We start from the raw sequence: 25,902 nt of genomic DNA on the forward strand, positions 1-25,902 counted from the left end.
GGAGGTCACATTTATGATGAAACAACTGACAGCCACTATTCTCCTATGCATGCTTTTAGGCGGGTGCGGCTTTCAATCAGGCATGAACCGGCAAGTGGATGAAGATTCTTCCAGCAAGACAATCCGCCTGTCTGATCGTCATGAAGGAAATAATTCCAACATGCCAGAAGCAGATACGAATCGAGCAGGCTATGTTCGTTATCAGCGCCAGCAAGTAACCGATCAGAAGGAAAGAACCCCTGCTTTAAATCGTGAGCATCTTGCCCACGTGATTACAAGTTTAGCCATCCAGCTGCCAAATATAAAGGATGCAGCAACACTTGTCACAGACGAGGATGCCCTCATTGTGTATCGAACAGGCAACAAAAACCGAGATGAATCAGCCGATCAAGTGAAAAAAACAGCGGTTTCTGTTCTCCCTCGTTATTATCATGTGTACGTCTCTGATAACCCAGAGCATTTTCAATCCATTGCCAATTTTTCACGTCTTCAAACCAATTCACGTGATTTTGATCAAATTTTAACGAAAACGATTCAACAAATGAAATACTCTCCTCAAGGCGGAGATATTTCAACGAAAGAAGATGCCAATGGTATGACGAATTCCGATCGGACCATGAGACGAAACGCACCTTACGGCCAAAATTAATACGAGAAAAAACGCCAGAGAGCTCTGGCGTTTTCTTTGTTATGCTTGCGCTTGACGCTTCTTAGACGCTTCGTTTACTTGTTCGTCTGCATGATAAGAAGAACGGACAAGCGGTCCAGCTTCACAGTGGCTAAAGCCTTTTGACATGGCAATTTCCTTCAGCTCTGCAAACTCATCTGGATGGTAGTATTTTTGCACTTTCAAATGCTTTTTCGACGGTTGTAAATACTGACCAATTGCCATGATGTCAACGTTATTAGCAAGAAGATCATCCATAACTTCAATGATTTCTTCCTTCGTTTCACCAAGTCCAATCATAATGCTTGATTTCGTTGGAATGTCAGGCTGCATTTCTTTTGCACGACGCAAGAATTCCAATGAACGATCGTATGTAGCCCGTGCACGAACTCTTGGTGTTAACCTGCGTACTGTTTCAATATTGTGATTTAAAATATCAGGGCGTGTATCCATTAACGTTTTCAAATTATCATAATTGCCACCCATGTCTGAAGGGAGAACTTCAATTGTTGTGAAAGGACTTTTTCTTCTAATGGCACGAACAGTTTCAGCAAATACGCCTGCTCCGCCATCTTTTTGGTCATCCCTTGCAACCGCTGTTATAACAGCGTGCTTTAAATTCATCAAAGCCACTGAATCTGCCACGCGTTCTGGCTCTTGCAAGTCTAACTCAGTAGGAAGTCCGGTTTTCACCGCACAGAAACGGCATGCGCGCGTACAAACAGATCCGAGGATCATAAATGTAGCAGTTCTTCTCACTGCCCAGCATTCGTGAATATTCGGACATTTCGCTTCCTCACAAACGGTATGCAGGTTGTTTTCCCGCATCATTTTTTTCAAACCGGTATAGTTTTCATTCGTATTCAGCTTAATTTTAAGCCAGTCCGGTTTTCTTACGTGCTCTTCCTTCTTTGCCAATTCCATCATCTCCATATGAATTCGTTAAAGGTGCATATACAATCATCTTCCTGCTATATACGATGGATGCAGCTGTTGCCGCAAAAAATTGAATCTTCGGCCTAAGGCCTTTTCTTTAGACACTTTAACATAGTACAGATTGAACAACAAGGGAATGAGCTGCAAAAATACCCAAAAGACTCCTAAAATAACAGAAGAAAATTACTAACATTTTCTTCTTATGAAATAACGTGATCAAACCACACTAAACGGTAGAAGAGATGTTCGAAGAAAGGAGATGGACGTTTGTGAAAGTGGTTTTAGCGATCATCATCGCTCTTTCAATGATTCCCGCATCAGTCCATGCACAAGGGACAAACAAACAGCCCGATGAATTAAAACAGCGAATGGCACTGTATGAAAAGATCGCCTTCACCACACAGGTCCCGTGGTATGTACTTGCTGCGGTTGATCAGTATGAACACAATATCCGCAAAAGCAGAAGAGATTTACCAAAACAAACAGGTGTGATTGGCATCTACATTCCCCGGGAAATGTGGATAGGACCAGAAAATCCAAATAAGCAGGATACCTCTCCATTAAGCATTAAAGTGTTCGACGGTATTGGGCTTGATGGTAATGGGGATGGAAAAGCAGAAATCGATAACGATGAAGATGTCCTGTTCACGTTTGCTCAATACTTGCTCCATTACGGCAGCAGCATCGATCAATTAAAAATCGCGCTGTGGGATTATTACGGACGTGATCAAACCGTTGGAATCATTTCATCTTTTATGAAGCTCTATCAGCATTACGGCCATCTTGATCTCGGAAAGCATGCATTTCCTCTTCCGGTTGGCGCTGACTACAGCTACAGGAGTACATGGGGTGATGCGAGAGGCTTTGGAGGCAGAAGAATTCATGAGGGCACTGATCTTTTTGCTCATTACGGTCTTCCTGTTCGTGCGACATCGTACGGCGTGATTGAAATGAAAGGCTGGAATCGCTTTGGTGGCTGGCGGATCGGCATTCGAGATATTCATAATCATTATCATTATTTTGCCCACTTAAATGGCTTTGCAAAAGGACTCAAAGCTGGGCAGATTGTTGAACCTGGTCAAGTCATCGGATCAGTCGGAAGCTCCGGTTACGGTCCACCTGGCACAGCAGGAAAATTCCCGCCACACCTCCATTACGGCATGTATAAAGACAATGGACGAACTGAATGGTCGTTTGATCCTTACCCTCATTTAAGGGCATGGGAAAGAGCCGAGCGGAAACGTCGATAAATAAAAGGAGAAGTTTAGCGATACCGCTTGCTTCTCCTTTTGATATGTATCAACATTTCCCCAGTCATCACTTGTCTACTGTTACTGCTTATGCTTTTCTTTCAATCCTAAAACTAAAAAAAGAATACCCATGATGAAAAAAAGGAGATACACAACTGTTACTTCAAGTGGAATCATGTCAAACATCCCTCTAAATAAGTCGACACTCAAACTGTCACTCCCAGCTAATAATATCGATGCTGACATATATTTAGCACTAAATACAATGGCAAATACTAAAAAACAAAACCCGCTTACATGAATTTTCTTCATATCAATCAAATCCTCCTCTCACTTTAAAATAACTGACGATCATGAAAAATCAGCCTTCAGAATAGCTACACTATTCAAAAAGTAAAACATTGAACATTTATCATGGCACGTGATCCGTATGGAATCAAGTGGTTAATTAGGATAAGATGAACAGATCACATAAAAAGTCTAAGCATCGCAGCCAATGAAAGATTACTTCACAAAGAGTTAGGGGGTTGTTTTTTGAAAAGAGGAATGACCTTTACCATTCCAAATGAATACGGAGTCTTCCTTGGAGAAGTGCTAAAACCGATCGACATCACCAAATTCAGCTGGCGAATCGATACCGAAGACTCGAATATACTAGTTGATAGCGAAAAAGATGAAGAACTTTTTCCTGAAGGTAAAACAGAAATGGACGGTATAGAACTCAAACACCTCATTGAAAACAAGACGTATTATATGATTTTCGCCGATTTACAAGCATATCCAAAAGGGACATTGTCTCATATTAAAACCTATGAAGAATTTATTGAAAGCCAATGCGAGCTTGTTCTTTTAGTGGCCGATTGCTCCTATGTCACGATCTATTGCAAAAATAAGGGAACACTCGAATGGCTATACAAGAATGCAGTCGAATGTGGCTTTGAAGACGTGACCTATATCACCGATGAAAATGATGCAAGGACAAGACTGTCTGTTTCGTAACAACAAAACGTTCATCACAAAAACACTATATGCAATCACAGCGTATGAAAAAAACAGCCCAATTCGTCCATTGGGCTGTTATTCTTTCTTCTCCTTTTTCTCTGGCAGAACAATCGATGGAGCGCCTGAATTTGTTCCGCTGCCATTATAATAATCTGGGACGTCTCCTTGAACGGCTTGGATGGAGACAGGCACGGAATTTTTGACGACGATGGTTTCTGAGGCGAATGGGATGATGACTCTCACCTTCACCTCAATGAGCACACTAATATCAATCAAGGCATTGTTAATGCCGTATGGCTTGATGTTTTTTTCAACGTCTGTATGCGGGTCACCAATGACACTAAATCGTACAGGCACTTTTGGTCCTAGGTTGGCGATAAGTGCATTTCCGGACGCTTGCCCAAGCGGAATGTTATATATAATGCCGTCATGTCCATCTGTTTGATCCTTTAATGCTTCTTTTGCCTCTTTTTGAAAATTCCCCTTTTCAATGTCCTCTAGATTTTTTTGAAGGTGACGTGACAGGTCAGCCATTGCTTTCGATGTTGCTTGCGCATTGAAGTCGATAGTTGTCACTTTTCCGTTCTCACTTGTATTCATCACAACCATATCTTTCATATTCTCCTGATCATCTGCAAAATCCTGAACAGAATATTGGATGAGATGATTGGCGATTCGTTCTGTTTCTAGTTCAGCAATGTGAATCAACGTTGGTTTAATGGAACGATTGATGAAAAATAGGCTAATGACAGTTGAGAGCACAAAAAATAATACGGCAAGCAGCATGACGTAACGAAATGGCAGAGGGCCCTTTTTATAGGGGCGATAACGGCGGTTCAATCTCAATAAAAAATCCCCCCTTCTCCATTACAAGTGTATGCAGACAGGCGGGGGGATAGGAATCATCTGTACATTTTATTTCACCATTTTTAATAATGCATCTCTTCCAATTGTGCCAGCATGAATGCCGAGTGACTCAGCGGCATATGTCACAGATTCTAAAGGTGCATCCAGCAATTGCTCGATGGTTCTTACACCGACTGCTCTTCCTGCGATGATTCCTCTATCTGCAAGCTTTTCATTTAGGAGCCCGACATCAAGTGCACCGCACATAATATAACCATGCTCATTTGTCACTGCCATGAAATTGGTCTTTGGCAGTTTGACGGTGACGGCTGTAAAGGAATGGCCATCAATTGTAATAGGTGTTAAATTCACCATATCCCTTCACTCCCTTCAACACAATCTATGTGAAGGGAGGGCAAGTGTTGTTAGGCTGGAGCGGATTTCACTTTGCGTCCTTCAATCGCCAGCTCAGGACATCACGTAAAAATTCCGGCATGAAATATTCGATGTGTCCATGGTCACGTATATGAGGAAAAAGAGAACCAAGTGTATACATATCCACTGTGCCAACCGTATAGGAATCATCTTCTTTGACGAGTTGATCGTTTACATAGACCTCTTTTACTCGTTTGGTTTCGCCCTCTTCTAATGAATAAGTCAAACCGCTGTATAGCATTTTCCCCATCAGTTCGCCTCTAAAGCCAAAGCCTTTGATGCGTAGCTGTTCCATTTTTTCTTCACAGCCACGAGACACTGTTTCGACCAATTGCTTCCCAGTAAGCGTCACCCGGATTGGATTAATTGGGTGCGGGCATATCCGGTGAATGTCTTCTCTAGTGACGATGCCAGCCTCTAATGAATCAAGCACCATCCCTGCATTCATCATGCCGATATCTGCCTCGCACCATTCTTTAATGGCATCTGTTAAAAGTTGCGGAAGCTGGGAGTCATCAAACCACTTTGTTTCGAGCTTTGATTTAATGGATGTCACTTTTTCCTGCATGAGTGACTTCGCTCTTCTTTCAGCTTTCTGTAAAGTCGTGATCGCTTCATCGGATTCACTGATCAGCTGGTCGACTGATTGCACCGTCGCTTTTTTCTCGATGAGCTCGCTACTCGCTGTATCAATGGTCAGCTCGACACAGCCAATATAATGCCCATACTTTTCAGCACATGCAAGAAGAACGCCATTATCCATCTCGCCCTGTTCTAAAAGATGATGCGTATGTGAGCCTAAGATGATGTCGATTTCCGGAAAGTCATGGGCTACCTCTCGATCATGGATGATGCCAAGATGGGAAAGAAGAACAATGACATCGGCTTGTCCTTTCACTTCTTGCAGCATCTCCCGTATGCTCTCAAATGGGTCTGTAATGTCCCAGCCCAGCTTTTCATAGACAGGTGTATACGCAATGGTCACCCCTAAGACGGCGATCTTCAGTCCATTTTTCAACGTGATCACTTCATAAGGCTTTGCCCACGATGGTCTTTTGCCTTTTTCAAATAAATTAGATAAAATCACCGGGAATTGCGCTTCTTTGTACAATTGGTCGAGCTGCTCATGAGGCAACGTAATGCCTTCATTATTACCAATTGTGACGCCATCATAGCCAAGCTGATTGAGAAGTTTGACATTCACTTTTCCATAATCAGCTTCTGATACAAGGTTTACTCGATCCATATGATCGCCAATATCAAATAAGAGCATCTGATCGTGAACTTGACGCTTTTCTTCAATATAAGCTGCGATTTTTGGCCAGTTTTCAAAGTGGCTGTGCAAGTCGTTTGTATGATATAACCATAGCTTTTGCAGCATGTTGATCTCTCCCTCAAGTTGTCACTGAACCGTCTCGTTCAAGTTGAAAGCCGCAGCTCTCGTTTAACTAAATAAATCTAACTGCTTTGGCGATAAGCTTGAATACGTCAAATCCAGCAAATCAATCATTTGCTGGCCATTCGTCGCCGCATCTCCGCCTGAGTTATTATTAAATACGACATATACATCTTTCGACTGCTGATGCAGGATGTCGAGGTTCTTTTTCCATTCCTTTAGTTCAGCTTCATTATATAAATATAAGTAACGAACTTCACGCCAGTTCTCATGATCTGCCGGGTAAAGCCAGCCTTGTTTATTTCTTCCGTGGAAACGGACCAATGTTTTGTCACGGTGTGTGGCTTTTATGACTGGCGGTATAGACCCTTCTCCGACTTGCGGTTCATCACAGACGGAATGAATCCACCCTTCTTTCTCCATAAAGGATAAGGTTTGTTCATAAAACTCGTCTGAAAACCAAGTTCGGTTTCGGAATTCGAGTGCACAAGGAATGTCCCCCATCTTCTCCTTACACCATCTTAAATAGTGGACATGCTCCTTTTTGCAATCAAACCATGGTGGAAATTGAAACAGAACCATCGCCAGTTTCCCTGCTCGAATGAGAGGAGTCAGTGAAAGAATAAAGGCATCAAACATTTCTTCCTTTGAAGCAAACGGGATCTCGCCTCTTTGATGCCCAGTCATTCCTTGATATGCTTTCACAACAAATTGAAAGGCGTCTGGCGTATCTTTTATCCATTTTTCATGGTTGCGCTCAGGCTGAACAGCATAAAAGCTTGCATCCAGTTCCACAATGGGAAACGTTGATGCGTAGTGAAACAGCTTTTGAGAGCTGCCGATTCTCGGCGGGTACAGACTGTCATGATCTCCCCAGCCAGTTAATCCGATATAAATCATCTATCTCACCTCTTGCCGCTTGCTTGTCTAAACGGATTTTCCCATTGAAAGTCTTTGTTTCTTGGGATACCCATCTTTCTGAAAGAAATTCTTCTGTCTACAACATATCATATTTACCCATTTTTCTGAATGAAGATGACTGATGTGATGTTGCCCTGCCATCTTTTTTGTGATATTACATCACAACTTTCTATCTAAATTGAATGAAGCTGATAACATAAAATTGATATCAGAGACTTTGACAGCGATTGTCCATTTTTTTATTCATCTTCACCAAAGGCTTCAGCTCTAAAAAAGGAGAATGAGTGGATATGAACATTGTCGATCATCATGTTGAAGCATTGCAAAAAGTGGCCCAAAGAATTCATCAGCCTGTCTATTTGATCAATCAGTATGGACGTATTCTTTTCACCTCACCCCAAGGTATGACAAATCCAGATTGGATACAAATGCTCCGCTTGTTTCACAGTACGCAGCAGCATTATTTTTCTATGATTCATTCAAAAGAAAGCGTTTCTGTTTTTCCTATCTATATACACGAACAAGCTTGTGATTATTTAGTCGTTCCCGCCTTCATTCATCCTCAAGACGATATGGAGCTACATTTGACCATTGTACAAGCTGTAAATGCCATGTCCATTTTGCGAATCAAACAACATGCCATCAAGCAATCGACAGAGCGAGCCAAAAATGAATGGTTTCGCAAATGGATGGAGGGCACGATTTCCTCAGAGCAAGATGTCACCCGCCTAGCACGCATGTTTGGATTAAACACAACGATTCCCTATCTATGTATTGTCTGTCAACTTGATCAGAGCAGTCATTTCTCTTGTTTCCTTAAGCAGCAAACCCTTGTAGATGATGTGTTTGCTTTACTTGAAAGCACCCTTTCGCACTGTCCATTTTCCGCCTTTCTTTTTGTCAAAGGAGATATCGGCATCTTCCTTATAGAAGAGACTGGCGGGTGGCAGGCAATGAACAAATCGATCTGCTCTTTTTTAAAACAAATGCAGATCCTTATTAAACAGCATGTGAATGCCACCATTTCCTTTGGGGTGAGCTTAAGCGATTATCTCATCACCGATCTGCCAAAAGGATTCAGTGAAGCTGTCCATGCTCTGCAATCAGGCCAGCTCTCATTACGAGCTGAATATATTCAGTTCTATCAAGCAAAAGATGTGTCAGATTTACTGAAGCTCATCCCACCAAAAGATTTAACAACATTCTATGAGCGGTATCTCCACCCATTATATGAACAACCACAAGTCGATCCAAACCTTCTCCACACCTTATCTGTTTATGTCGAAACACATTGCCATATTTCAGAAACAGCCAAACGTTTATCTGTTCATCGCAACACCGTGATATATCGACTGGAGAAATGTGAAGAACTGCTCCAGATCAGCCTAAAAGATCCTGACGCAACATTGCGCTTGCGCTTAGCTTTGCGGATTCAAAAGCACCTTTCATCCGATTCCAATTGAATCTTTTTTTCTTACGCCTCATATATTTTGGAGGAGAAATGTGAATGACAAGGAGTGGTGTCAAATGGATGAGGAGATTCGTCACATCCCGCAACCGATTCGAGACGATGGGGCCGGCGCAACCGATTTAGGCCCGCGAGACGTTCTGCGCGATTTGGAGAACCCAGATATGTTCGTTCCCCCTAAAACGGATGCGGGGACGATTCCCAATTTAAAATTTTCATATTCTGATACACATATGCACTTGAAGCATGGCGGCTGGTCGAGGGAAATTACCGAGCGAGAGCTGCCTGTTTCAACAACGATTGCTGGTGTGAACATGCGGCTTACGCGCGGAGGTGTTCGTGAGCTTCATTGGCATAAGCAGGCGGAATGGGCATATATGATTTTAGGCAAAGCCCGGATCACATCTGTTGATGCAGAAGGACGGAATATGATCGCTGATGTAGAAGAAGGAGACTTGTGGTATTTCCCGCCCGGTATTCCGCACTCCATTCAAGGTCTTGAGGATGGCTGTGAGTTTCTCCTTGTGTTTGATGATGGTGCTTTTTCTGAATTTGATACGTTCACCATCACAGACTGGTTTGCTCATACACCAAAAGACATTCTTTCTGCTAATTTCGGCGTGCCAATCAAGCTGTTTGACCGCATTCCACATAAACAACGCTATATGTTTCAAGGCTCTTCACCGGCATCCATTGAAAGCCAAACAGTCTCTGATCCATACGGCGGCATCAAACCGCCATTTACCCACCAGCTCCTTCGTCAAAAACCAATCGTGACCTCTGGTGGAACCGTACGAATCGTCGACTCACGCAATTTTCCAGTATCTAAAACCATTGCTGCTGCACTTGTGGAGGTAAAACCTGGCGGGATGAGAGAAATGCATTGGCACCCAAATAATGATGAGTGGCAATACTATTTAACTGGTACAGCTAAAATGACGGTTTTTGGAGCAAGCGGGACAGCTCGTACCTTTAATTACAGAGCAGGTGATGTTGGTTATGTTCCTTTCGGGATGGGGCATTACATACAAAACATCGAGCAAACGAGCCTTTGGTTTCTAGAAATGTTTAAAAGCGATCGATTTGCTGATATTTCATTGAACCAATGGATGGCCTTAACCCCTCCTCAATTAGTGAAGGAGCATTTGCATGTAGACGATGCATTGATTCATGCGTTGCATAAAGAAAAATCACCAGTTGTGAAGTATGAGCGATGACGAAAAAAACCGATCCATTTGTGCTGATCGGTTTTTTCTATGCTGTCTTTACGATACGGCATGGGAAGGTTGCTGCGCTTTTTTCGCCCATAAAATAGAAGCAATGAAACTCATACAAAGCACCAGCGTTCCAAACATAAATGGCAGCTCAATATTCACATCAAATAAAATACCCGCAAGACTTGGCCCGACGATATTCGCAAGGCTCATAAAGGAGGTATTGAGGCCGCCTGCTACCCCCTGCTGATTCCCTGCCATTTTAGAAAGTAATGTATTGAGAGCTGGACGAACAAACGAGGTGGCTGATAAAAATAAAATGGAGCCCGTAAAAATGAGCCAAAAGGAAGGAGCAAAGCGGCAGGCGATTAGCATAAATGCCGCGGCTAAAAGGGCATAACGGACGACACGCATTTCGCCAAATCGTTTCACAAAGGTATTTACTAAAGCACCTTGAACGATGACACCCGCAAGTCCAGCTACCGTAATGACAAATGCAATATCCTTCGGTGTAAAGCCATGTTTTTGGTCCACATATAAGCCAAAGATCGATTCAAAATGAATGATTCCGAAATTCAAAACAAAGGCCAAGATAAACAAAAAACCGTATGGTGTTTTTAAAGCCTGAATCATCTGCGTAAAAGGATTGAAATGAAGCTCTTTATTCAATCGTGCTTCTTCCTGCTTTTCCTTTGTTAAAGTTTCAGGTAAGAACAAGAAAGACAACAGCGTCGACAGGGCTGCAAAAGAACCAGCGATGAGGAAAGGAAAAGCAATCCCAAACTCAACCAAATAACCGCCCACACCCGGCCCAATGACAAAACCAAGTGTCATCGCCGCACTAAAAAGCCCCATCCCTTTCCCTCGGTCCTTTTCACTTGTGATATCAGCAATGTAGGCAAACATGGCGGGCATCAGCAGCGCACCAGCAGCTCCGCCTAAAAACCGAGACACAAACAGCATCCAAAGCTGATCGGCAAATGCAAAAATAAATTGAGCTACCGTAAAGCCGGCAATCCCGGCAATAATCAGTTTTCTGCGTCCAAACCGATCAGTCAGCGCTCCAGCGACGGGTGATAAAGCAAATTGTGTGAGGCCAGTTGCAGCAACGAGGAAACCAAGTGTTTTCCCAGTTGCGCCAAAGGCTTCAATATAACTTGGCATGACAGGAACGATCAGACCAAATCCAAGCATGGCAATAAAAATATTGAGCATCAAAATGTACAATCTGCCCATTTTTTTCATATTAAAACCTCTTTCTTCAAAATAAATGAAAATGATGACAAAAATGATAAGAACTTCTTCAGTATAGCGATATCGCTCTCTATAAGTCTAGTTTTTCAAAAAACAGCGTTTTTTCCCAAATAAAAAATACCCGCTGGTGGCGAGTATTTTGAGAATCCCTTTTTTATTCAGCTTGTTCATAGATGGAAAGAGCCGCCTGTAACCCAGCGCCACAATTGATGGCTGCACCGTATTTCATCAAGATGGCTTCAAGGCCTGCTAAAACAAATAGAATATTTTCCTTTCGGCAGCTATAGCCCATTGACCCAATTCTCCATATCCGTCCTGCAAGCGGCCCAAATGAACTCGCAATTTCAATTCCAAAATGATGAAGAAGATCAGCCCGGACCGCTTCTCCGTCGATATCACTTGGAATGACGATACACGTCACGACCGGCATTTTGCAGTCTGGATCACCAAATAATTCAAGCCCCATCGCTTCAAGGCCTGCCATTAAAGCCTTCTCATGAAACAAGTGGCGCTGAAAACGTTCCTCCAGACCTTCCTCTAGCACAAGTCGAACCCCTTCTCTCAGTGCATAAAGCATCGTTGTCGCTTCTGTATGATGATTTAACCGTCTCGGGCTCCAATAATCTTGCAGCTGGCTTAGATCAAAGTAATTGCTTTTGATTGGAGAAATGTCTACCTGTTTTTGCAGTTCGTCCTGTGTTGCAATCCCTTTTTCTACTTTCTTTCTCGATTGTACGACGTCTGCCATTCGTTCATTATATGTGATCGGTGACATCCCTGATGGAACAGACAAACATTTCTGCGATCCCCCAATTGCCGCATCGATTTTCCATTCGTCTACCTTGACCTCGACACCACCAATTGTCGCCACAGCGTCTACAATAAAAAGCGCATCAAGCGCTCGGCATGCTTCACCAATTTTCTCAAGCGGCTGTAATCTTCCGGTAGATGTTTCACCATGAACCATCGCAACAATTTTCGGCTTGACTTGATGCATCTCTGCGATGATGTCGTCTTGATTAAAAACCGTTCCCCATTCACATTCCATTGTATGTACCTCAGCACCATAGCGCTGTCCAATTTCAATCAGCAAATGACCGAAGCGTCCAAAAACCGGAACGAGCATGACATCTCCGGGCTCGATCACACTGGCAAGCACAGCTTCAATTCCTGAGCGGGACGTCCCATCAATTGGATAAGCCCATTCATTTTCTGTTTGAAAAAGCGATCGTAATAAGGTCATCGTTTCATTCATGATCTCTGTAAATGCAGGATCAAATTGACCAAGAATTGGTGTACTCATCACCCGAAGGACTCTTGGATCTACTTCGACAGGTCCTGGTGTCATAATGGTTCTAATAGGTGTGTGTAGTTCTTTCACGTTATCCATCCTCTCCCTTGCTGTGTCCATCCTTATATGCCCACTTATACAGCAATGCTGATAAAATAGCAATCTCTTTTCTTACGAATTGGTTACATAAAATTTACGATAAATCCATTTATTTCTTTATGGCAATATGATAGAACTAAAGAGTATACATTCCCTATGAAGGAGGAAATAGAATGAAAAGATCTTTATTTGGAACTGTGGCCGCCGGAATCATGATTTTCGGTACATTTGCCGCTCCGCTGCTTCCCGCTGCAAGTGCTCAAGGCTTTACTCTGAATGAACCGAGTCAAACCATCACCTTTTCCCCGTTACAGCTACAAACCGAAACATCTGCTCAACATGCGAAAACAACCGCTTCAAGTCAAATTGATTCCTATTACCAATCTGCTGCTGGCAAATCTGGGCCTGCTCTTAAGAAAGCATTACACGATATTATTGATGATCATACGCAGCTATCCTACAGCCAGGTTTGGGATGCATTAAAGAAAACGGATGAAGATCCAAAAAATCCAAGCAATGTGCTCTTGCTCTATAGCGGTATCTCCAGGTCAAAGCAAGCAAATGGAGGAAACGTGGGACAGTGGAACCGGGAGCATGTGTGGGCTAAATCTCACGGCAATTTTGGGACGAGCCAGGGACCTGGTACAGATCTTCATCACCTTCGGGCAACAGACGTACAAACGAATAGCACACGAGGAAATTTAGATTTTGATATAGGCGGAAATGAATACAAGGGAGCGCCGGGCAACTTCTACGACAGCGACTCATTTGAACCTCATAGCCGGGTGAAAGGAGATGTAGCAAGAATGCTCTTTTATATGGCCGTCCGATATGAAGGCGATGACCGCTTCCCAGATTTAGAATTGAACAACAAAGTGAATAATGGAAGCGCCCCTCTTCACGGCAAAATGTCTGTCCTCTTGAAATGGCACAAGCAAGATCCAGTCGATCAAATCGAACGGAATCGTAACGAAATCATCTATCAAACGTACCAGCACAATCGCAATCCTTTTATTGATCACCCTGAATGGGTAAGCGATATTTGGGAATAAAAAAGAGAGGCACTGCTATGAGCAAGCAGTGCCTTTCTTTTTTTCAAGCGGACAGACGAGACAATAATTAAGGCTCTCTGATTTTTTCTCAAGCTTATAATACATACAGCAAGTCTTTCGATTTGATGTGTCTAGCAAACTTTCATCTAAATTTAAGCTGTGCTGAAAAGGATTTTGCTTCGCTCCGAAAAGATCACCCGATGCCTTCTTCAGAAACAAATAATCCTCCCGTACGCGCTCTTTCATTTTAGGCTCTTCCGTTTCTCGCATCATGCTACGGTAAAGAGAATTGATACGTACCGCTATATTTTCCCATAAAATCGAATACGGAAGTCTTGAAGTACGTTTCAATACATCTAAAAGTGGTGTGACACACTGCGTAAATAGCATGCGGACGACCTGTTCTCTCCACTCATGACGATCTCCTTCTAACTGAACAAATGAACAGAGCGTTTCATCTAGCTCAATTTTACGATCTTCTCTAAAGACACACGCCTCTGGTGAAAACCGGTAGACAGCATCATACATCGTCATCAAGTACAAAGTAGAACTAACAGCTAAATAGGCATAGCGTTTTGAAAACATGGACGCCGCCACTGCTATATTCGGTGCATGCATCGCTTCCTTTTCAGCTTCTAATAAACGTCTGATAGATGCTTCTGAAAAAAGCGCAGCAAGTGTGCGATCAGATGTCATTGGTCCATTTGTGATGTGTACCCCGAAATCAAGTAATTCTCTCTCAACCCACTCTGGCTTCATATCAAAACCCCCATCTTTCGTTTAACGATTTCGCTGTTGATATAACAAATAAATAAAGAACGGTGCGCCAATCGCCGCCGTAAACACACCTGCCGGGACATCTAACGGAAGAAAGGCCGTTCTCGCAACTAAGTCTGCCAGCATCACGAGAATACTTCCAACAAGCGCAGATGCTGGAACAAGCGCAATAAAGGAACGACCGATGATCATCCTTGCAACATGCGGCGCCATCAGTCCGACAAATTCAATACCACCTGCGAATGCAACGGCAATACCGGCTAATGTCACACTCATCAGTAGAAAGAATAACCGCTTCGCCTGAACCTTGACCCCGAGACCTGTTGCAAGATCATCTCCAAGCTCCTTCACATTCATCGTTCTTGCAAGCACCATGACAATCGGTAAAATCATCAATACCCAAGGAAGCATTGCGATGACGTCCTTCATTGTAGAACCATATAAACTGCCCGTCAGCCAGATGTATGACTTGGTCGTGGTCATCGTATCGCTGAGCACAAGAGTAAACGTCACACACGCCTTCATAATGGCGGAAATCCCAATCCCCATCAAGACGAGCGTGATCGGCTTGACGCCTTTTTTCCATGAAAGCAAATAAATCAGGCATGATACCGCAAAAGCGCCTGCAATGGCCCACAACGACTGATAAGCAATAGGCACAGTGCCCATCCAAAAGACGATGAACATAATGGCGCCAAACGACGCACCGCTCGTAATTCCTATGATGTCAGGCGATGCAAGCGGATTTCGAATGAGACCTTGTAAAATAAGCCCCGATACCGCAAGTGCCGCTCCCACTAAAACCGCAAGCAGGGTCCTTGGAATCCTCAACGTATTTAATACAAACGTATTTCCCTCGCCTTGTCCGAAGATATGCAGCAGCACATCAGTAGGCGGAATAAAGCGGCTGCCCATACAAAGGCTCAGAATAAATAAACCAAAGGCAATGCCTGTCAATAATAGTAAAATCAAAAACGTCCGCTTTGAAAATTGAAATGAAATGCGTCCGCCCTTTGAACGCACTGTATATGTTTTAGCCACCTGTCTTCAACCCCTTGCGCACGAGATAAACAAATAGAGGCGCTCCTGCTACCGCCGTCATGACACCAATCGGTACTTCCTGCGGCATGATCAGAAAACGAGCGGCAAGGTCTGCGACAAGTAAAAGCGACGCCCCTACAACGGCACAATACGGCAGTACCCAGCGGTGGTCAGGTCCAACGAGCTTTTTCACAATATGCGGCACAAGAAAACCAACAAATCCAATGGATCCTGCAACAGCGACGGAACCTCCTGCTAAAAAGACGACGAGTACCCCCATCGTCATCTTCAAAAGAAGCGTACGCTGGCCAAGCCCTTTCGCAATATCATCACCCGATAAAAGGACATTGATCGAGCGGCCAAGAAGCAGCGCCACCACAGTCGCCCCAAGAATATAAGGCAACACAGGCAGCAGCATATCTATACTTCTTCCTGACACTGAACCAGCCATCCAGAACAGGATGCTTTGAATGGACTGTTCATTCACGATTAAAAGTCCTTGAGTAAAGGACGCAAACAGAGCAGATATCGCAGCACCTGCGAGTACAATTTTGACTGGTGTCAGTCCGTCTCTTCCAATGGAGCCTAGAAGAAAGACGAGCATACCTGCAATGGCAGCGCCTAAAAAGGCCGTCCACATATAACCTGTTAACGACTCGGTAGAAAAGAAAACAATCGAAATCACAATAAAAAAGAGTCCACCTGCATTAATACCTAAAAGATCTGGTGCAGCCAGCGGATTTCTCGTCAATGCCTGCATGAGTGCACCTGAAATCGCTAGACTTGATCCAACAACCGTCGCAATTAAAGCTCTTGATAATCTGGATGTCATGACAATCACACTGTTTGGATCTGACTCATCAAACTGAAGAAACGCATGGATGGTGGCTTTGAGGGAAATTGAGGTTTGCCCAAGAGAAATACTGAGCATAAAAAAGACCAACATCAACACGATGAATCCAGCAAATAGCAGTGCCTTGCTCGAATCCTTTTTTAATAAACTTCTCATCTGATTCCCGCTTTCAATCTGTTATGGAAAAAGGAGAAAATGGTTTTTCACATTTTCTCCTCTGCTACACTTATTTATCAAGCCCTAGACGATCATAAATATCATCAAGCATCATGTTTGCAGCGGTGATACCGCCAGCCATGTTCCAAGTGATTTCATCCACTTTATGCACTTGTTTCGCTTTCACTGCATCAAGCTGCTTCCATAAAGGATGACTTGTCCACTCTTTATATGCTTTTTCAACTGCTTTATCCTGATCATCCATGAAGTAATAGATCACATCTGCATCCATTTGTGGAATGCTCTCTTTGTCTGTAAGTGTAATGATATCTTGCTTTTTATCTTTGACATTTTTTGGACCTTCAAAGCCTAGCTCTGTTAAAATTGAACCTGCAAACCCAGTTTGATAGATTCTTGCATGATCTGCACGGAAGTTCACCACAGACACACTCATTGGCCAGTTTTTAATGTCTTTCTTTGCTTTTTCTTTGAAGTCAGCGACGCGGTCATCCCACTTCGTCAGCAATTCTTTTGATTTGTCTTGCTTGTTTAACGCTTCACCCATTAAATTCACTGTGTCTTTAAACGTGAACACTGTTTCTGTTGCAACAGTTGGAGCGATTTCTTTCAGCTGATCAAAAATTTGCTCGTGACGGATTTTTGATGCAATGATCAAATCTGGCTTCAGCTTTTCAATTTCTTCTAAGTTTGGTTGTGTTTCCTGCCCAACAATTTTGACACCCTTTAAATCATCTCTTAAATATTTATACGTAGGTGCTTCAAGCCAAGATTCTACAACACCCACTGGTTTAATGCCCATAGCGACGGCTGCATCCGTTGCTCCTTGATACAACGTCACCACACGTTTAGGCGATCCTTTAATTTCAGTTGAACCGATAGCGCTTTCAACGGTTCTTGTTTTCTCATTACTATCTGACTTGCCTTCGCTGCTATTACTGCCACAAGCCGCAAGTAATATGATGGAGAGCACAACTAATAGCGACCAAAAAGATTTTTTGAACATGTACCTCACCTATCCATTCTATATGTAGTCATATCGTTTGATAACGATTCTCATTATCACACTATGATTTTATCATAGAAAAGGATGGTGTCAATGTAAATTTTTAAGAAAAAGGTAGAGTGTTGACTAGTTGTTCAGGTTAATTGGAACTTTTCCACATTTGGATTGTATGCCCAATCTTTTTTCCCGATTCTAGTAAAATGGACAAATGAGTATGGTTTTCTATCACTTGGTAAACAGATTGATTTTTCACCTGCTGATTTGGAAGCGCCAGATATGGATGAAATTTGTCTACGTCGTATAACTCATCCTCGCTTCCAACAAACATGCCATAAGGCTGATCCAGCCTTGCAAATTGTTTTTGAGGTGCAGATGGCGTTAAGGCAAGAGACATATTGATGGTAATGCCTGTTAAAAGAAGTGGATCTTGTGCAATCACCCATGCTGGGTAGTGAAATCGTACAGCTTCTGAATGCCCCATCAGCCTTCCTTTTGTCATCGCAGAAAGCACGAATTTCCAAACTTGAACTGTGGCAAAAGGGACTTGATTAGACTTCGCTGTTTCAGATTTGTAGCCAAATTCAGGAGCAATAAAAAAGTAACCGTCTACTTTTCTTTTTTCATCCCAAGATAGATATTGAAGCAGCAATCCAGCTCCAGAGGAATGACCACAAAGATAAAGTGCTCCTTCGTGCTGCTGTTTGATGACATCCACAACTTGCGAAATATCTTGCCATACGTCAGTGACTTTGGGTGTATCCCCCTTCTTTCCTTCAGAATATCCGTGGCCTCTCAAATCCAGCAAAAACACATTCACGTGAAAATCATGTTGCAATGTATAGGCAATATGCTCATAACCAGCCAAGCTGTGAGCGCCTCCGCCATGAATGATGATCACATTGGTCTGCGTGTTTGTTTCTGATAAAAACGGATAATAAGCAAGACGTATGCCGTCATGTGATTGAATGAACTGTCTTTCTGGAATAGCTACAGGAGCTACTTCCTGCATACTTGTAAATGAGAACGGTTCTGTTTCGTTCATAATTAACTTTTGATCCTCCAATTAGAAACGAGAATGGCTAGAGCATTGCTGGCCATCCTCATGTTCGCATCCTATTTTGTCATATCCCTCAAAGGGAACGTCTTGCTCTCAATAATAGCGACAATTTGTTTTAACGCTTGGTTCGCTTCGGGAATAGGGAAGACAGGAAAGACGTGATTCATTTTTGGGTATTCGATATAGTTGATGGGAACACCCTGCTTGTCTGCCATCTCTTTGAATTTCCGGGCATCTGGGAGAAAGAATTCATGAGTGCCAATAAAAACAGAAATTCGTCCTAACGATTTGATTTCTCCATAGATTGGACTGATCAAATGATGTGTTTCATCTGTATCACCTGCATAGGCTTTGCCCGATTCGATTAGTAAATCTAGGTTGAGCATTGGCTCTTTTGGAACCATTTTAGCGATATCAGGATGACTTAATGTCACATCAAGCCATGGTGATAATAGAATCATGTTTCCAGGTTGCGGGAGACCTTTTTTTGCTAAGTATTGAGCAAAGGCGAGCGATAAACCGCCGCCAGCAGAATCACCCATGATGACGATTTTTTCTGGTGTTCCTTTTTCTAAAAGAGCTTGGTAAACTGGGAGAACACTCTCGATTGCATCCATATACTGATGATTCGGTGCTTTAGGATAAACTGGCACATACACCGTACTATTTAATTGCTTCGTCAATCGATCCAAGAAACGCCAATGCCATACGAGCGGCTGCTCAATATAGCCTCCTCCATGTAAAAATAGCACCTGATGATCATCTGGCTGCACATCTGATTTCAACATGTACGTATCGACTGAAAACGTGCTGCTTTTGGTGATGTGATATTTCTTTTTCAACTTCTCAGGCAGCACATAAGGTAATTGATTCGCCATTCTTCGTTCTTCTAAATACCCCTCAACATTTAGTTTCTTCTTTGTAAGTACAAGTAACCATTCAACAAACAAACTTTGAATACTTCGCATACGATCGACCCCTATAGATAGAATGATGACAATCAATGTCTAGGAAAAGAATGGTTTCTCTTTTTCTAAAGCATAACATAAGAACTTGTGAATCCGTTAACTGCTTTGGACAGATTACTTTTTCGATACATCTATTCATTTATGAACACCTGTCTATTTATATTATATTTTCTAGATACATCATCATCAATTGTCAATCTTTCAATCATTGTTCATTAATCAACACATATTCAAAAACTGTTCATTTAAACACAAAAAAGACGAGTGTTGACCACTCGTCCCAGATTGTTGACAAAGGGCTAAAATGAACTTGATTTTAGCCCTTTGTCTTCTTTTCAGCGTGATAGAAAACCTTTGCAGTCTAGGAAGGACGAGCACCGGAGCAGAGCGAATTTGACATTCGTGAGCACCGGAGCGCAGGACTGACACCGAATGCAGGGGTTTGTCTACACGCTGAGACGAGTGTTGACCACTCCTCCTTCTTCTTCCTCACTTCACTTCCTCATGCTCATGAGCAGTATCTCTTTTGCTCGCGATAAAGAGTGCACAGGTCATTGCAAGTATGGCCAGTGCCCACCAGAATGTCGATACCGCCTCTTCATGATCAATGATAATCAAACGGATGACAGCTGTGATGCCAATATAAATGAAATAGCGAAGCGGAAAATGAAAGTTGGATTTAAAGTATTTAATAATTAAGGCGATAAATTCAAAATACATAAAGAAGATCAGCAGCTCGCCAAGCATTCCATAATAGCTTTCTCCTTTGTTAAACAATGTTTTATAGACGAATTGCACGATGTACCATGTTTCACTAATTAAGAGTACGCTTAGCGCAATCGCTAGAAAGAACAGGCAGATATTCAGAAGGGCTTGCAGAAGATCAGGTACCTTTTGGAAATTGTTGAATCGTTTCATCAGATTGTTTCCCCATTCCATGATGTTGTTTTTGCTCTCTACATTTTGGTATTCCAAAATCGCAGTACGATGTAGTAGGTATCGTGTTTTTCTACACTTTCAAACTGTCCATGCATTCGGGACATCATCCGCTTGATGCTTCGTTCCCCGAGTCCATTGCTTTCCGGTATGATGTCTGTCTTTTTTATCGCATTGCTCACATGGATTTCAAAGACATCTTGGTCGGATAAAAAAGTGATCTGAATGTCCTTTTCAGGATCTGCGTATTTACGTAAGTTAGACATCACATTATCAAATACTCTGCCAAGCTCCTCGACATTCACATTAATATAGCTATCCGGCATTTCGCCTACAATATGGACCGTGAAATTCTCCTGATGCAGCAGGGCGACCTGATCTGATAGAAGATCATAAATCACTTCTTTCACTGCAACGGTTTCAAGCTCTGACTCGTGATCTTTATCTAGCAGGAAATAGGCAAATAGATTGTCAGACAGATTCTTTAATTGCAGGGCTTTTCCATACGCACTCGCTATATATTGCTCCTTGCGGGTATCCGCTAGAGCCTCCTCTTTTTTCGCAAATTCAAGATTCATGATGAGTGATGTCAGCGGGGTCCTCATATCATGCGACATTTCGGTCACCAAGCTGCGGCTCTCTTCCTGCAGATCATCAATAGCCTGAAGCTTGTCCAAAAAGGCTGTTCTTAAATCCTCAATACTCTTTGCAATCATGGCCAATTCATCATGCCCCTTCACTGTCATCTCATAATCGAGCTCACCGCCTTCAAGAATATGAATCTCTTCACGGATCGTTTGCAAGTACCGCAGACTTCGGCGAATGCCAACAAGCACAATCATGAGAAAAATGAGTGTTGCACCAAGCAGTTCTAGTGTAAAGGCGAGATCGTGATATCGAGAGGAGTAAAATCCGTCTACCATAACCCTACCTTCTCCGTCGCTAAATTGAACCGGGTAAGAATGACGCTTTGCGTAGTCGGTCACCTTTTCTTTCCCATAGGCCGATTCGTCAGCGACAGAGTAAATCGAGTCATATTGAAGCACTTCATCCTTGTAAACAGTGAGATTAATATAATCTTCTTTTTTCACCCACTCACCGAATGCTTTTCGATCCGTTGAAGTCAGCTCATGTTCTGAAACGTAGCGGCTGAATGTTCGAATGTATCTAGCAGATTCTTCCTTATAGTACTCATCCGAACTTAAATATCCTTCAATCAGGTGATCAGTGATCTTTTGCAGTGTCAAAAAGACAACACCACTTACGATAGCAGCGACCAAAATGAGCAGTGACAGCTTTTTGGTCAGCGTATATTTACGATGTGCCAAACCGGTATCCTCTCCCCCATTCTGTTTTGATATACACGGGACGAGCCGGGTCATCTTCAATTTTGGCACGCAGCTTTCGGATATGCACCATAACCGTATTGTTTGAACAATAAAAATAAGGCTGGCCCCACACGCTTTCATAAATATTTTGAGCAGAAAATATTTTGTTTCGTTTGTTCATGAGCAGTTTTAATATCCGATATTCTAAATCAGATAACTTGATTTGCTGCCCACTTTTCCACACTTCATTAAATTCCTCACTCACCCTCAGGCTACCACCAACTAAATAGGTTTCTTCCTGTTCCTTTTTTTCCTGATAGATGGTATATCTGCGCAATTGCGCCATGACCCTAGCGTGAAGCTCCTCTTCTGAAAAAGGTTTTGTCATATAATCATCTCCGCCAGCGAGTAATCCTTCTGTTTTATCCAATGTACTTGATCTGGCTGTCAGAAATAAAATGGGAACGTTTGAGGAGGCTCTTATTTGCTGGCACGTTTCTATACCGGAGATACCTGGCATCATGACATCCAAAATCACCAAATCCAGCGAATCATCTATAACATGCAATGCCTGCTTGCCATTCATGGCTCTCAACACCTCATACCCTGTACGTGTCAGAGTTTCTTGCAACAGGTCACCAATATCCTGATCATCCTCTACAACTAATATTCGATGGGTCATATCTCTCTCACCTCATCCTCCATGACTTCATTCTTATATGTTATTACTATATATCATCTAGCTATGTGAAAAGATACACCATAAATCTTAAGTGTTTATGAATATGATCAATTGCCATCAAGTTGTCACATTTATTTTCAAAAAATTGGATCTTCATAAATGATTAAGAATTGGCCTGTATATTGATTTATTGAAGGATCTATCTTTAGATCCAATACATGAAAAGGAGCATTAATATGAATGTAAGCAAAGTAGAACACGGACAACCAATGAGTCTTAAAGAACGGGTGCATTTCTTGGACATCGTACGAGGATTCGCCTTAATGGGAATTATTTTGGTCAACTATTTTTTGATTGTGGATTCGGTCAAGGGATTTGAGATGGAGTCTAATGATGTATTTCACAACTTGGTGAATTGGTTCGCCTCAGGGAAATTCATTACGTTATTTTCTTTTCTATTCGGGGTTGGGTTTATGATTTTTATGGATCGAGCTGCTCAGAAGGTGGACAGCCCGAACAAGTTGTTTGCTCGCAGATTAACCATTCTCTTAGGGATTGGTCTTCTGCATGTCACGTTTGTATGGATTGGAGATATTTTAACCTATTATGCTGTCGCGGGCTTCTTATTGCTTTTCTTTTACAAACGCACAGCCAAAACCATCCTGTACTGGCTGATCACACTCTTTGTGATTCAATTGCTCACGCCTCTTTTCTCAATGCTGCTCAACACCATCAGTACAGAATCATCAGGCAAGCCGGATTTTGCTGATTTCGAGCTGACTAGCCACAACAGTCTGACTTATTTAGCATCTATTGGTGACCGGTGGGCCGATATGGTCACGATGGCTTCCAGCTCATTTTCCACTGTCTATTCGATGTTCTTCATGTTTTTACTTGGTGTGTATTTTGTGAAAATGTCGTTTTTCAAAAACATGGAGACGAAAAAAGCGATTTGGAATCGTATTTGGATGATTTGTACAATCGCTTTTCTTATCACACAAGGCAGTACGATTATGACAGCGGTCACCCCTTTTGAACATACGCCATGGATGAACATTGTCTCTGCACTTGAGCAAAATGGGGGATTGACTGGCAGTATGTTCTATATGAGTTCACTTGCGATGCTGTTTTTGCACGTTCCTCAGCTGCGAGGTGCTTTGATGGTTTTTACCAAGGTCGGACGGATGTCACTGACCTGCTATTTGCTTCACTCGATCATTGGAACAGTGCTTTTTCTGAAATATGGAGCCGGACTTGCAGATCATCTTCAACCCGCTGGTACGTTCTTCATGGCTATTTGCGTGTATGCCTTCCTTGTCCTTTTCAGTACGTTATGGTTAAAGCGATTTAAGTCTGGACCGATGGAATTTATCTGGCGTCAGCTGACGTATGGAAAGATCAATGACAAATCGAAAACAAATACATTTCAGGCGGCGAAGTAATAGAAAAAAGGCGAATTACGACAGTTCGCCTTTTTTTAATGTGTTAAGTTTTTTGTGATTCAGATACAATCCGTTCATTTTTAATATTGATCCATCATTTCTTGCAATTGAGTCAAATAACTCTCTTTTAATTCATCGGGGTATTCAATTTTGATATGTTTCCCAAATGAGATCAAATAGTGAGTCATATACGATAATTCTTCTTGGTTGTATCCCCCTACAATATAAGGCGTATCATCAATGGTCTCCAATCTCATATTCGGATAATGATTCTTTAAAAACTTCTCTTTCCCTTGTTCCGTTAATCGACATTTAAAAGAGATATCATGATAGGTTTTTTCGTACTCGAGCTGCAGTGCTTTTAATTCTCCCTTCGTAAAAGTGTCTTTCGTTTTTTCTTCGATCATCAAGTCCGTCATACAATCACATCTGTAGATGCCCCACTTTTTATTCTGAACATCATATGCTTCGGTGAACCAAATCCCATTTCGATAAAACAACTCAAGAAATTGTAGCCTGATCCTTTTATGTTCATATTGAGTGTATGTCATCTTCACGATTTGATCTTCCATCATTGCCTGCAATATCAAATCCAAATGATGTTGTTCACTCACTGGTGCGACATGATAGTAATGAATCACATCCAAAATCTCCGTGATCCGATGTTTTCTCTCATCAGACATTGTAGCAAACAGTTTTTGGCGAATCTGTGAGTAAGACTTTTTAAATGGTGTTGCTGACAACAGATCTAAGGCTTTAAGAGCAAAAAAAATGGCTTGAACTTCATCTATTTGAAAATAGATCGGAACCAATGGAGATTGATTCACGATCCGATATCCTCCATGTCTGCCATTTTCAACATAAAAAGCTAAGCCCATGGACTCTAGCTCTTCCATATCTCTTAAAGCCGTACGTTTAGAAATGCCAAATTCAGTTTCTAAATCTTTTAATTGAAATGAATATTTATCACTTAAAAAAATAAGCTCTTGGTTTAAGCGTTCTGATTTTTTCATTTGATTTTCCTTCTGAAAAAGGTGACATGTTTTGTCACCTTTATATTTTATACTCAGTTTATCAAAAGAAAAGGAGCATGCATATGAAAACATTCATTATTAACGCGCACCCTGATTTCACTCATCAAGAAAGTTATTCAAACAAACTGCAAACACTATTTTTAGAACAGTTCAAAAAAAGATTCCCTCATGAGGAGCCAACAATTTTACATTTATATGGAACTGAAATTCCTCGTATCGAAAAAGACCAGCTGCTACGTATTTGGGATAAGCAGGCATCTGAACAATCATTAACAGCTGCGGAGGAAAAAATCGCCGCTGCTTCATCTGCTTTATTGGCCCAATTCAAAGCACATCATCGAATTGTGATCGTGTCACCTGTTCATAATTTCAATGTGACGTCACGTATGAAAGATTATATAGATAATATCTTCATTGCTAGAGAAACGTTTAAATATACAGAAAATGGTTCAGTTGGTCTGATGACTGATGATTATCGTGTACTTTTGCTTCAAGCAAGCGGCTCAATTTTCACAAATAACGATCGCTACACACCTCTGGAATTCTCACATTACTACCTAAAGGAAATATTCCAAAACTTGATGGGTTTTCATCAATTTCATATTGTCCGGGCACAAGGAACAGCGATTTTAGATCAAAGGACTATCTTACAATCTGCATCTGATGATATGACGAAAACCTTAGATGCGTTTTATGCACCTCGTTAACCTCTATTTTTTCAAGACCCAGAACGAAAAATTTTGCTCACTTGTCATCAATCTTATTTTTTCGTT

The 25,902-nt window shown here is 42.0% G+C and carries 26 protein-coding genes; 8 read left to right on the forward strand and 18 right to left on the reverse strand.

All coding sequences use genetic code 11. The features are described from left to right. Positions 1-13 precede the first annotated feature (13 nt). Entirely contained in the window at positions 14-649 is a 636-nt protein-coding gene (locus tag ACNO7B_RS14920) for a YhcN/YlaJ family sporulation lipoprotein (RefSeq protein ID WP_007500413.1), read from the forward strand. A gap of 39 nt (positions 650-688) precedes the next feature. On the opposite strand, the gene lipA is transcribed toward ACNO7B_RS14920, so the two are convergent. Then, positions 689-1,585 (reverse strand): lipoyl synthase, encoded by an 897-nt coding sequence (gene lipA / locus ACNO7B_RS14925; protein WP_008360456.1) that lies wholly within the window; start codon positions 1,583-1,585, stop codon positions 689-691. A gap of 323 nt (positions 1,586-1,908) precedes the next feature. Between lipA and ACNO7B_RS14930 the strand changes: the two genes are divergently transcribed. Further along, positions 1,909-2,853: a M23 family metallopeptidase gene (locus ACNO7B_RS14930; protein ID WP_410684641.1), complete on the forward strand. Its 945-nt coding sequence runs from the start codon at positions 1,909-1,911 to the stop codon at positions 2,851-2,853. 81 nt (positions 2,854-2,934) lie between these two features. On the opposite strand, the gene ACNO7B_RS14935 is transcribed toward ACNO7B_RS14930, so the two are convergent. Further along, positions 2,935-3,165: a hypothetical protein gene (locus tag ACNO7B_RS14935; RefSeq protein WP_008346846.1), complete on the reverse strand. Its 231-nt coding sequence runs from the start codon at positions 3,163-3,165 to the stop codon at positions 2,935-2,937. Positions 3,166-3,387: 222 nt separating this feature from the next. On the opposite strand from ACNO7B_RS14935, the gene ACNO7B_RS14940 reads away from it, so the two are divergent. After that, complete coding sequence (locus tag ACNO7B_RS14940; protein ID WP_410684587.1) at positions 3,388-3,852, forward strand: DUF2691 family protein; 465 nt, start codon at positions 3,388-3,390, stop codon at positions 3,850-3,852. A 78-nt stretch (positions 3,853-3,930) separates the two neighbouring features. Here ACNO7B_RS14940 and yunB read toward each other — a convergent pair whose 3' ends face one another. From yunB to ACNO7B_RS14960, 4 genes are all read right to left on the reverse strand, one after another. Next, positions 3,931-4,701, reverse strand: coding sequence for a sporulation protein YunB (gene yunB, locus ACNO7B_RS14945; protein ID WP_017367991.1), 771 nt, complete (start codon positions 4,699-4,701; stop codon positions 3,931-3,933). A gap of 69 nt (positions 4,702-4,770) precedes the next feature. Beyond that, entirely contained in the window at positions 4,771-5,076 is a 306-nt protein-coding gene (locus ACNO7B_RS14950; protein WP_007500404.1) for a YunC family protein, read from the reverse strand. A 67-nt stretch (positions 5,077-5,143) separates the two neighbouring features. Then, positions 5,144-6,517, reverse strand: coding sequence for a bifunctional metallophosphatase/5'-nucleotidase (locus ACNO7B_RS14955; RefSeq protein WP_417901652.1), 1,374 nt, complete (start codon positions 6,515-6,517; stop codon positions 5,144-5,146). 63 nt (positions 6,518-6,580) lie between these two features. Continuing rightward, positions 6,581-7,432, reverse strand: coding sequence for a DUF72 domain-containing protein (locus ACNO7B_RS14960; RefSeq protein WP_417901653.1), 852 nt, complete (start codon positions 7,430-7,432; stop codon positions 6,581-6,583). Between the two features lie 311 nt (positions 7,433-7,743). Between ACNO7B_RS14960 and ACNO7B_RS14965 the strand changes: the two genes are divergently transcribed. Both ACNO7B_RS14965 and ACNO7B_RS14970 read left to right on the forward strand, forming a co-directional pair. Continuing rightward, positions 7,744-8,916 carry a PucR family transcriptional regulator gene (locus ACNO7B_RS14965; protein ID WP_410684583.1) on the forward strand — a complete coding sequence of 391 codons (1,173 nt, stop codon included), beginning with the start codon at positions 7,744-7,746 and terminating at the stop codon, positions 8,914-8,916. Positions 8,917-8,980: 64 nt separating this feature from the next. Then, positions 8,981-10,138, forward strand: coding sequence for an oxalate decarboxylase family bicupin (locus ACNO7B_RS14970; RefSeq protein ID WP_417901654.1), 1,158 nt, complete (start codon positions 8,981-8,983; stop codon positions 10,136-10,138). Between the two features lie 48 nt (positions 10,139-10,186). Here ACNO7B_RS14970 and ACNO7B_RS14975 read toward each other — a convergent pair whose 3' ends face one another. After that, positions 10,187-11,380 carry an MFS transporter gene (locus ACNO7B_RS14975; RefSeq protein ID WP_074041924.1) on the reverse strand — a complete coding sequence of 398 codons (1,194 nt, stop codon included), beginning with the start codon at positions 11,378-11,380 and terminating at the stop codon, positions 10,187-10,189. A gap of 163 nt (positions 11,381-11,543) precedes the next feature. Continuing rightward, positions 11,544-12,779, reverse strand: coding sequence for a pyridoxal-phosphate-dependent aminotransferase family protein (locus ACNO7B_RS14980; RefSeq protein WP_417901655.1), 1,236 nt, complete (start codon positions 12,777-12,779; stop codon positions 11,544-11,546). Positions 12,780-12,952: 173 nt separating this feature from the next. On the opposite strand from ACNO7B_RS14980, the gene ACNO7B_RS14985 reads away from it, so the two are divergent. Further along, positions 12,953-13,831 carry an endonuclease I family protein gene (locus tag ACNO7B_RS14985; RefSeq protein WP_417901656.1) on the forward strand — a complete coding sequence of 293 codons (879 nt, stop codon included), beginning with the start codon at positions 12,953-12,955 and terminating at the stop codon, positions 13,829-13,831. 15 nt (positions 13,832-13,846) lie between these two features. Here ACNO7B_RS14985 and ACNO7B_RS14990 read toward each other — a convergent pair whose 3' ends face one another. From ACNO7B_RS14990 to ACNO7B_RS15030, 9 genes are all read right to left on the reverse strand, one after another. Then, positions 13,847-14,590, reverse strand: a complete 744-nt coding sequence (locus tag ACNO7B_RS14990) for an IucA/IucC family C-terminal-domain containing protein (RefSeq protein WP_417901657.1) — start codon at positions 14,588-14,590, stop codon at positions 13,847-13,849. A 21-nt stretch (positions 14,591-14,611) separates the two neighbouring features. Continuing rightward, entirely contained in the window at positions 14,612-15,649 is a 1,038-nt protein-coding gene (locus tag ACNO7B_RS14995; protein ID WP_035389316.1) for a FecCD family ABC transporter permease, read from the reverse strand. Then, the gene (locus ACNO7B_RS15000; protein ID WP_007500383.1) at positions 15,642-16,658 is read right to left on the reverse strand and encodes a FecCD family ABC transporter permease; all 1,017 of its coding nucleotides are present in this window, start codon (positions 16,656-16,658) and stop codon (positions 15,642-15,644) included. Before ACNO7B_RS15000 ends, ACNO7B_RS14995 begins: the two co-directional genes overlap by 8 nt. A gap of 70 nt (positions 16,659-16,728) precedes the next feature. Next, positions 16,729-17,682, reverse strand: coding sequence for an ABC transporter substrate-binding protein (locus tag ACNO7B_RS15005; RefSeq protein ID WP_046526530.1), 954 nt, complete (start codon positions 17,680-17,682; stop codon positions 16,729-16,731). Positions 17,683-17,821: 139 nt separating this feature from the next. Then, positions 17,822-18,724: an alpha/beta hydrolase gene (locus ACNO7B_RS15010; protein WP_046526529.1), complete on the reverse strand. Its 903-nt coding sequence runs from the start codon at positions 18,722-18,724 to the stop codon at positions 17,822-17,824. 71 nt (positions 18,725-18,795) lie between these two features. Further along, positions 18,796-19,707, reverse strand: coding sequence for an alpha/beta hydrolase (locus ACNO7B_RS15015; RefSeq protein ID WP_035389322.1), 912 nt, complete (start codon positions 19,705-19,707; stop codon positions 18,796-18,798). 489 nt (positions 19,708-20,196) lie between these two features. Then, positions 20,197-20,625: a phosphate-starvation-inducible protein PsiE gene (gene psiE, locus ACNO7B_RS15020; RefSeq protein ID WP_060832622.1), complete on the reverse strand. Its 429-nt coding sequence runs from the start codon at positions 20,623-20,625 to the stop codon at positions 20,197-20,199. A 38-nt stretch (positions 20,626-20,663) separates the two neighbouring features. After that, on the reverse strand, positions 20,664-21,971 hold the full coding sequence (locus tag ACNO7B_RS15025) for a sensor histidine kinase (protein WP_191219087.1): 1,308 nt from the start codon (positions 21,969-21,971) through the stop codon (positions 20,664-20,666). Further along, entirely contained in the window at positions 21,958-22,653 is a 696-nt protein-coding gene (locus ACNO7B_RS15030) for a response regulator transcription factor (protein WP_417901658.1), read from the reverse strand. Before ACNO7B_RS15030 ends, ACNO7B_RS15025 begins: the two co-directional genes overlap by 14 nt. 236 nt (positions 22,654-22,889) lie before the next feature. Between ACNO7B_RS15030 and ACNO7B_RS15035 the strand changes: the two genes are divergently transcribed. Then, a complete protein-coding gene (locus tag ACNO7B_RS15035) occupies positions 22,890-24,095 on the forward strand; it encodes a DUF418 domain-containing protein (protein WP_417901659.1) in 1,206 nt (401 codons plus the stop codon). A gap of 80 nt (positions 24,096-24,175) precedes the next feature. On the opposite strand, the gene ACNO7B_RS15040 is transcribed toward ACNO7B_RS15035, so the two are convergent. Then, positions 24,176-25,108, reverse strand: coding sequence for a helix-turn-helix transcriptional regulator (locus ACNO7B_RS15040; protein WP_417901660.1), 933 nt, complete (start codon positions 25,106-25,108; stop codon positions 24,176-24,178). An 83-nt stretch (positions 25,109-25,191) separates the two neighbouring features. On the opposite strand from ACNO7B_RS15040, the gene ACNO7B_RS15045 reads away from it, so the two are divergent. Next, the gene (locus ACNO7B_RS15045) at positions 25,192-25,836 is read left to right on the forward strand and encodes an FMN-dependent NADH-azoreductase (protein ID WP_024719774.1); all 645 of its coding nucleotides are present in this window, start codon (positions 25,192-25,194) and stop codon (positions 25,834-25,836) included. Positions 25,837-25,902: the final 66 nt, after the last annotated feature.

Origin of the sequence: Bacillus sp. AK25 (assembly GCF_048270685.1) — a bacterium.
GTDB classification, from domain to species: domain Bacteria; phylum Bacillota; class Bacilli; order Bacillales; family Bacillaceae; genus Bacillus; species Bacillus altitudinis.

Excerpts from the sequence above, each read along its gene's own strand:
- ACNO7B_RS14965 (WP_410684583.1), top strand. The coding sequence starts at position 7,744 with ATGAACATTGTCGATCATCATGTTGAAGCATTGCAAAAAGTGGCCCAA.
- ACNO7B_RS14975 (WP_074041924.1), bottom strand. The coding sequence starts at position 11,380 with ATGAAAAAAATGGGCAGATTGTACATTTTGATGCTCAATATTTTTATT.
- ACNO7B_RS15010 (WP_046526529.1), bottom strand. The coding sequence starts at position 18,724 with ATGAACGAAACAGAACCGTTCTCATTTACAAGTATGCAGGAAGTAGCT.
- ACNO7B_RS14980 (WP_417901655.1), bottom strand. The coding sequence starts at position 12,779 with ATGGATAACGTGAAAGAACTACACACACCTATTAGAACCATTATGACA.
- ACNO7B_RS15035 (WP_417901659.1), top strand. The coding sequence starts at position 22,890 with ATGAATGTAAGCAAAGTAGAACACGGACAACCAATGAGTCTTAAAGAA.
- ACNO7B_RS15000 (WP_007500383.1), bottom strand. The coding sequence starts at position 16,658 with ATGAGAAGTTTATTAAAAAAGGATTCGAGCAAGGCACTGCTATTTGCT.
- ACNO7B_RS15030 (WP_417901658.1), bottom strand. The coding sequence starts at position 22,653 with ATGACCCATCGAATATTAGTTGTAGAGGATGATCAGGATATTGGTGAC.
- psiE (WP_060832622.1), bottom strand. The coding sequence starts at position 20,625 with ATGAAACGATTCAACAATTTCCAAAAGGTACCTGATCTTCTGCAAGCC.
- ACNO7B_RS15015 (WP_035389322.1), bottom strand. The coding sequence starts at position 19,707 with ATGCGAAGTATTCAAAGTTTGTTTGTTGAATGGTTACTTGTACTTACA.
- ACNO7B_RS15045 (WP_024719774.1), top strand. The coding sequence starts at position 25,192 with ATGAAAACATTCATTATTAACGCGCACCCTGATTTCACTCATCAAGAA.
- ACNO7B_RS14950 (WP_007500404.1), bottom strand. The coding sequence starts at position 5,076 with ATGGTGAATTTAACACCTATTACAATTGATGGCCATTCCTTTACAGCC.
- ACNO7B_RS14985 (WP_417901656.1), top strand. The coding sequence starts at position 12,953 with ATGAAAAGATCTTTATTTGGAACTGTGGCCGCCGGAATCATGATTTTC.
- ACNO7B_RS14955 (WP_417901652.1), bottom strand. The coding sequence starts at position 6,517 with ATGCTGCAAAAGCTATGGTTATATCATACAAACGACTTGCACAGCCAC.
- ACNO7B_RS14930 (WP_410684641.1), top strand. The coding sequence starts at position 1,909 with ATGATTCCCGCATCAGTCCATGCACAAGGGACAAACAAACAGCCCGAT.
- ACNO7B_RS15005 (WP_046526530.1), bottom strand. The coding sequence starts at position 17,682 with ATGTTCAAAAAATCTTTTTGGTCGCTATTAGTTGTGCTCTCCATCATA.
- ACNO7B_RS14970 (WP_417901654.1), top strand. The coding sequence starts at position 8,981 with ATGGATGAGGAGATTCGTCACATCCCGCAACCGATTCGAGACGATGGG.
- ACNO7B_RS15040 (WP_417901660.1), bottom strand. The coding sequence starts at position 25,108 with ATGAAAAAATCAGAACGCTTAAACCAAGAGCTTATTTTTTTAAGTGAT.
- ACNO7B_RS14920 (WP_007500413.1), top strand. The coding sequence starts at position 14 with ATGATGAAACAACTGACAGCCACTATTCTCCTATGCATGCTTTTAGGC.
- ACNO7B_RS14935 (WP_008346846.1), bottom strand. The coding sequence starts at position 3,165 with ATGAAGAAAATTCATGTAAGCGGGTTTTGTTTTTTAGTATTTGCCATT.
- ACNO7B_RS14960 (WP_417901653.1), bottom strand. The coding sequence starts at position 7,432 with ATGATTTATATCGGATTAACTGGCTGGGGAGATCATGACAGTCTGTAC.
- ACNO7B_RS14990 (WP_417901657.1), bottom strand. The coding sequence starts at position 14,590 with ATGAAGCCAGAGTGGGTTGAGAGAGAATTACTTGATTTCGGGGTACAC.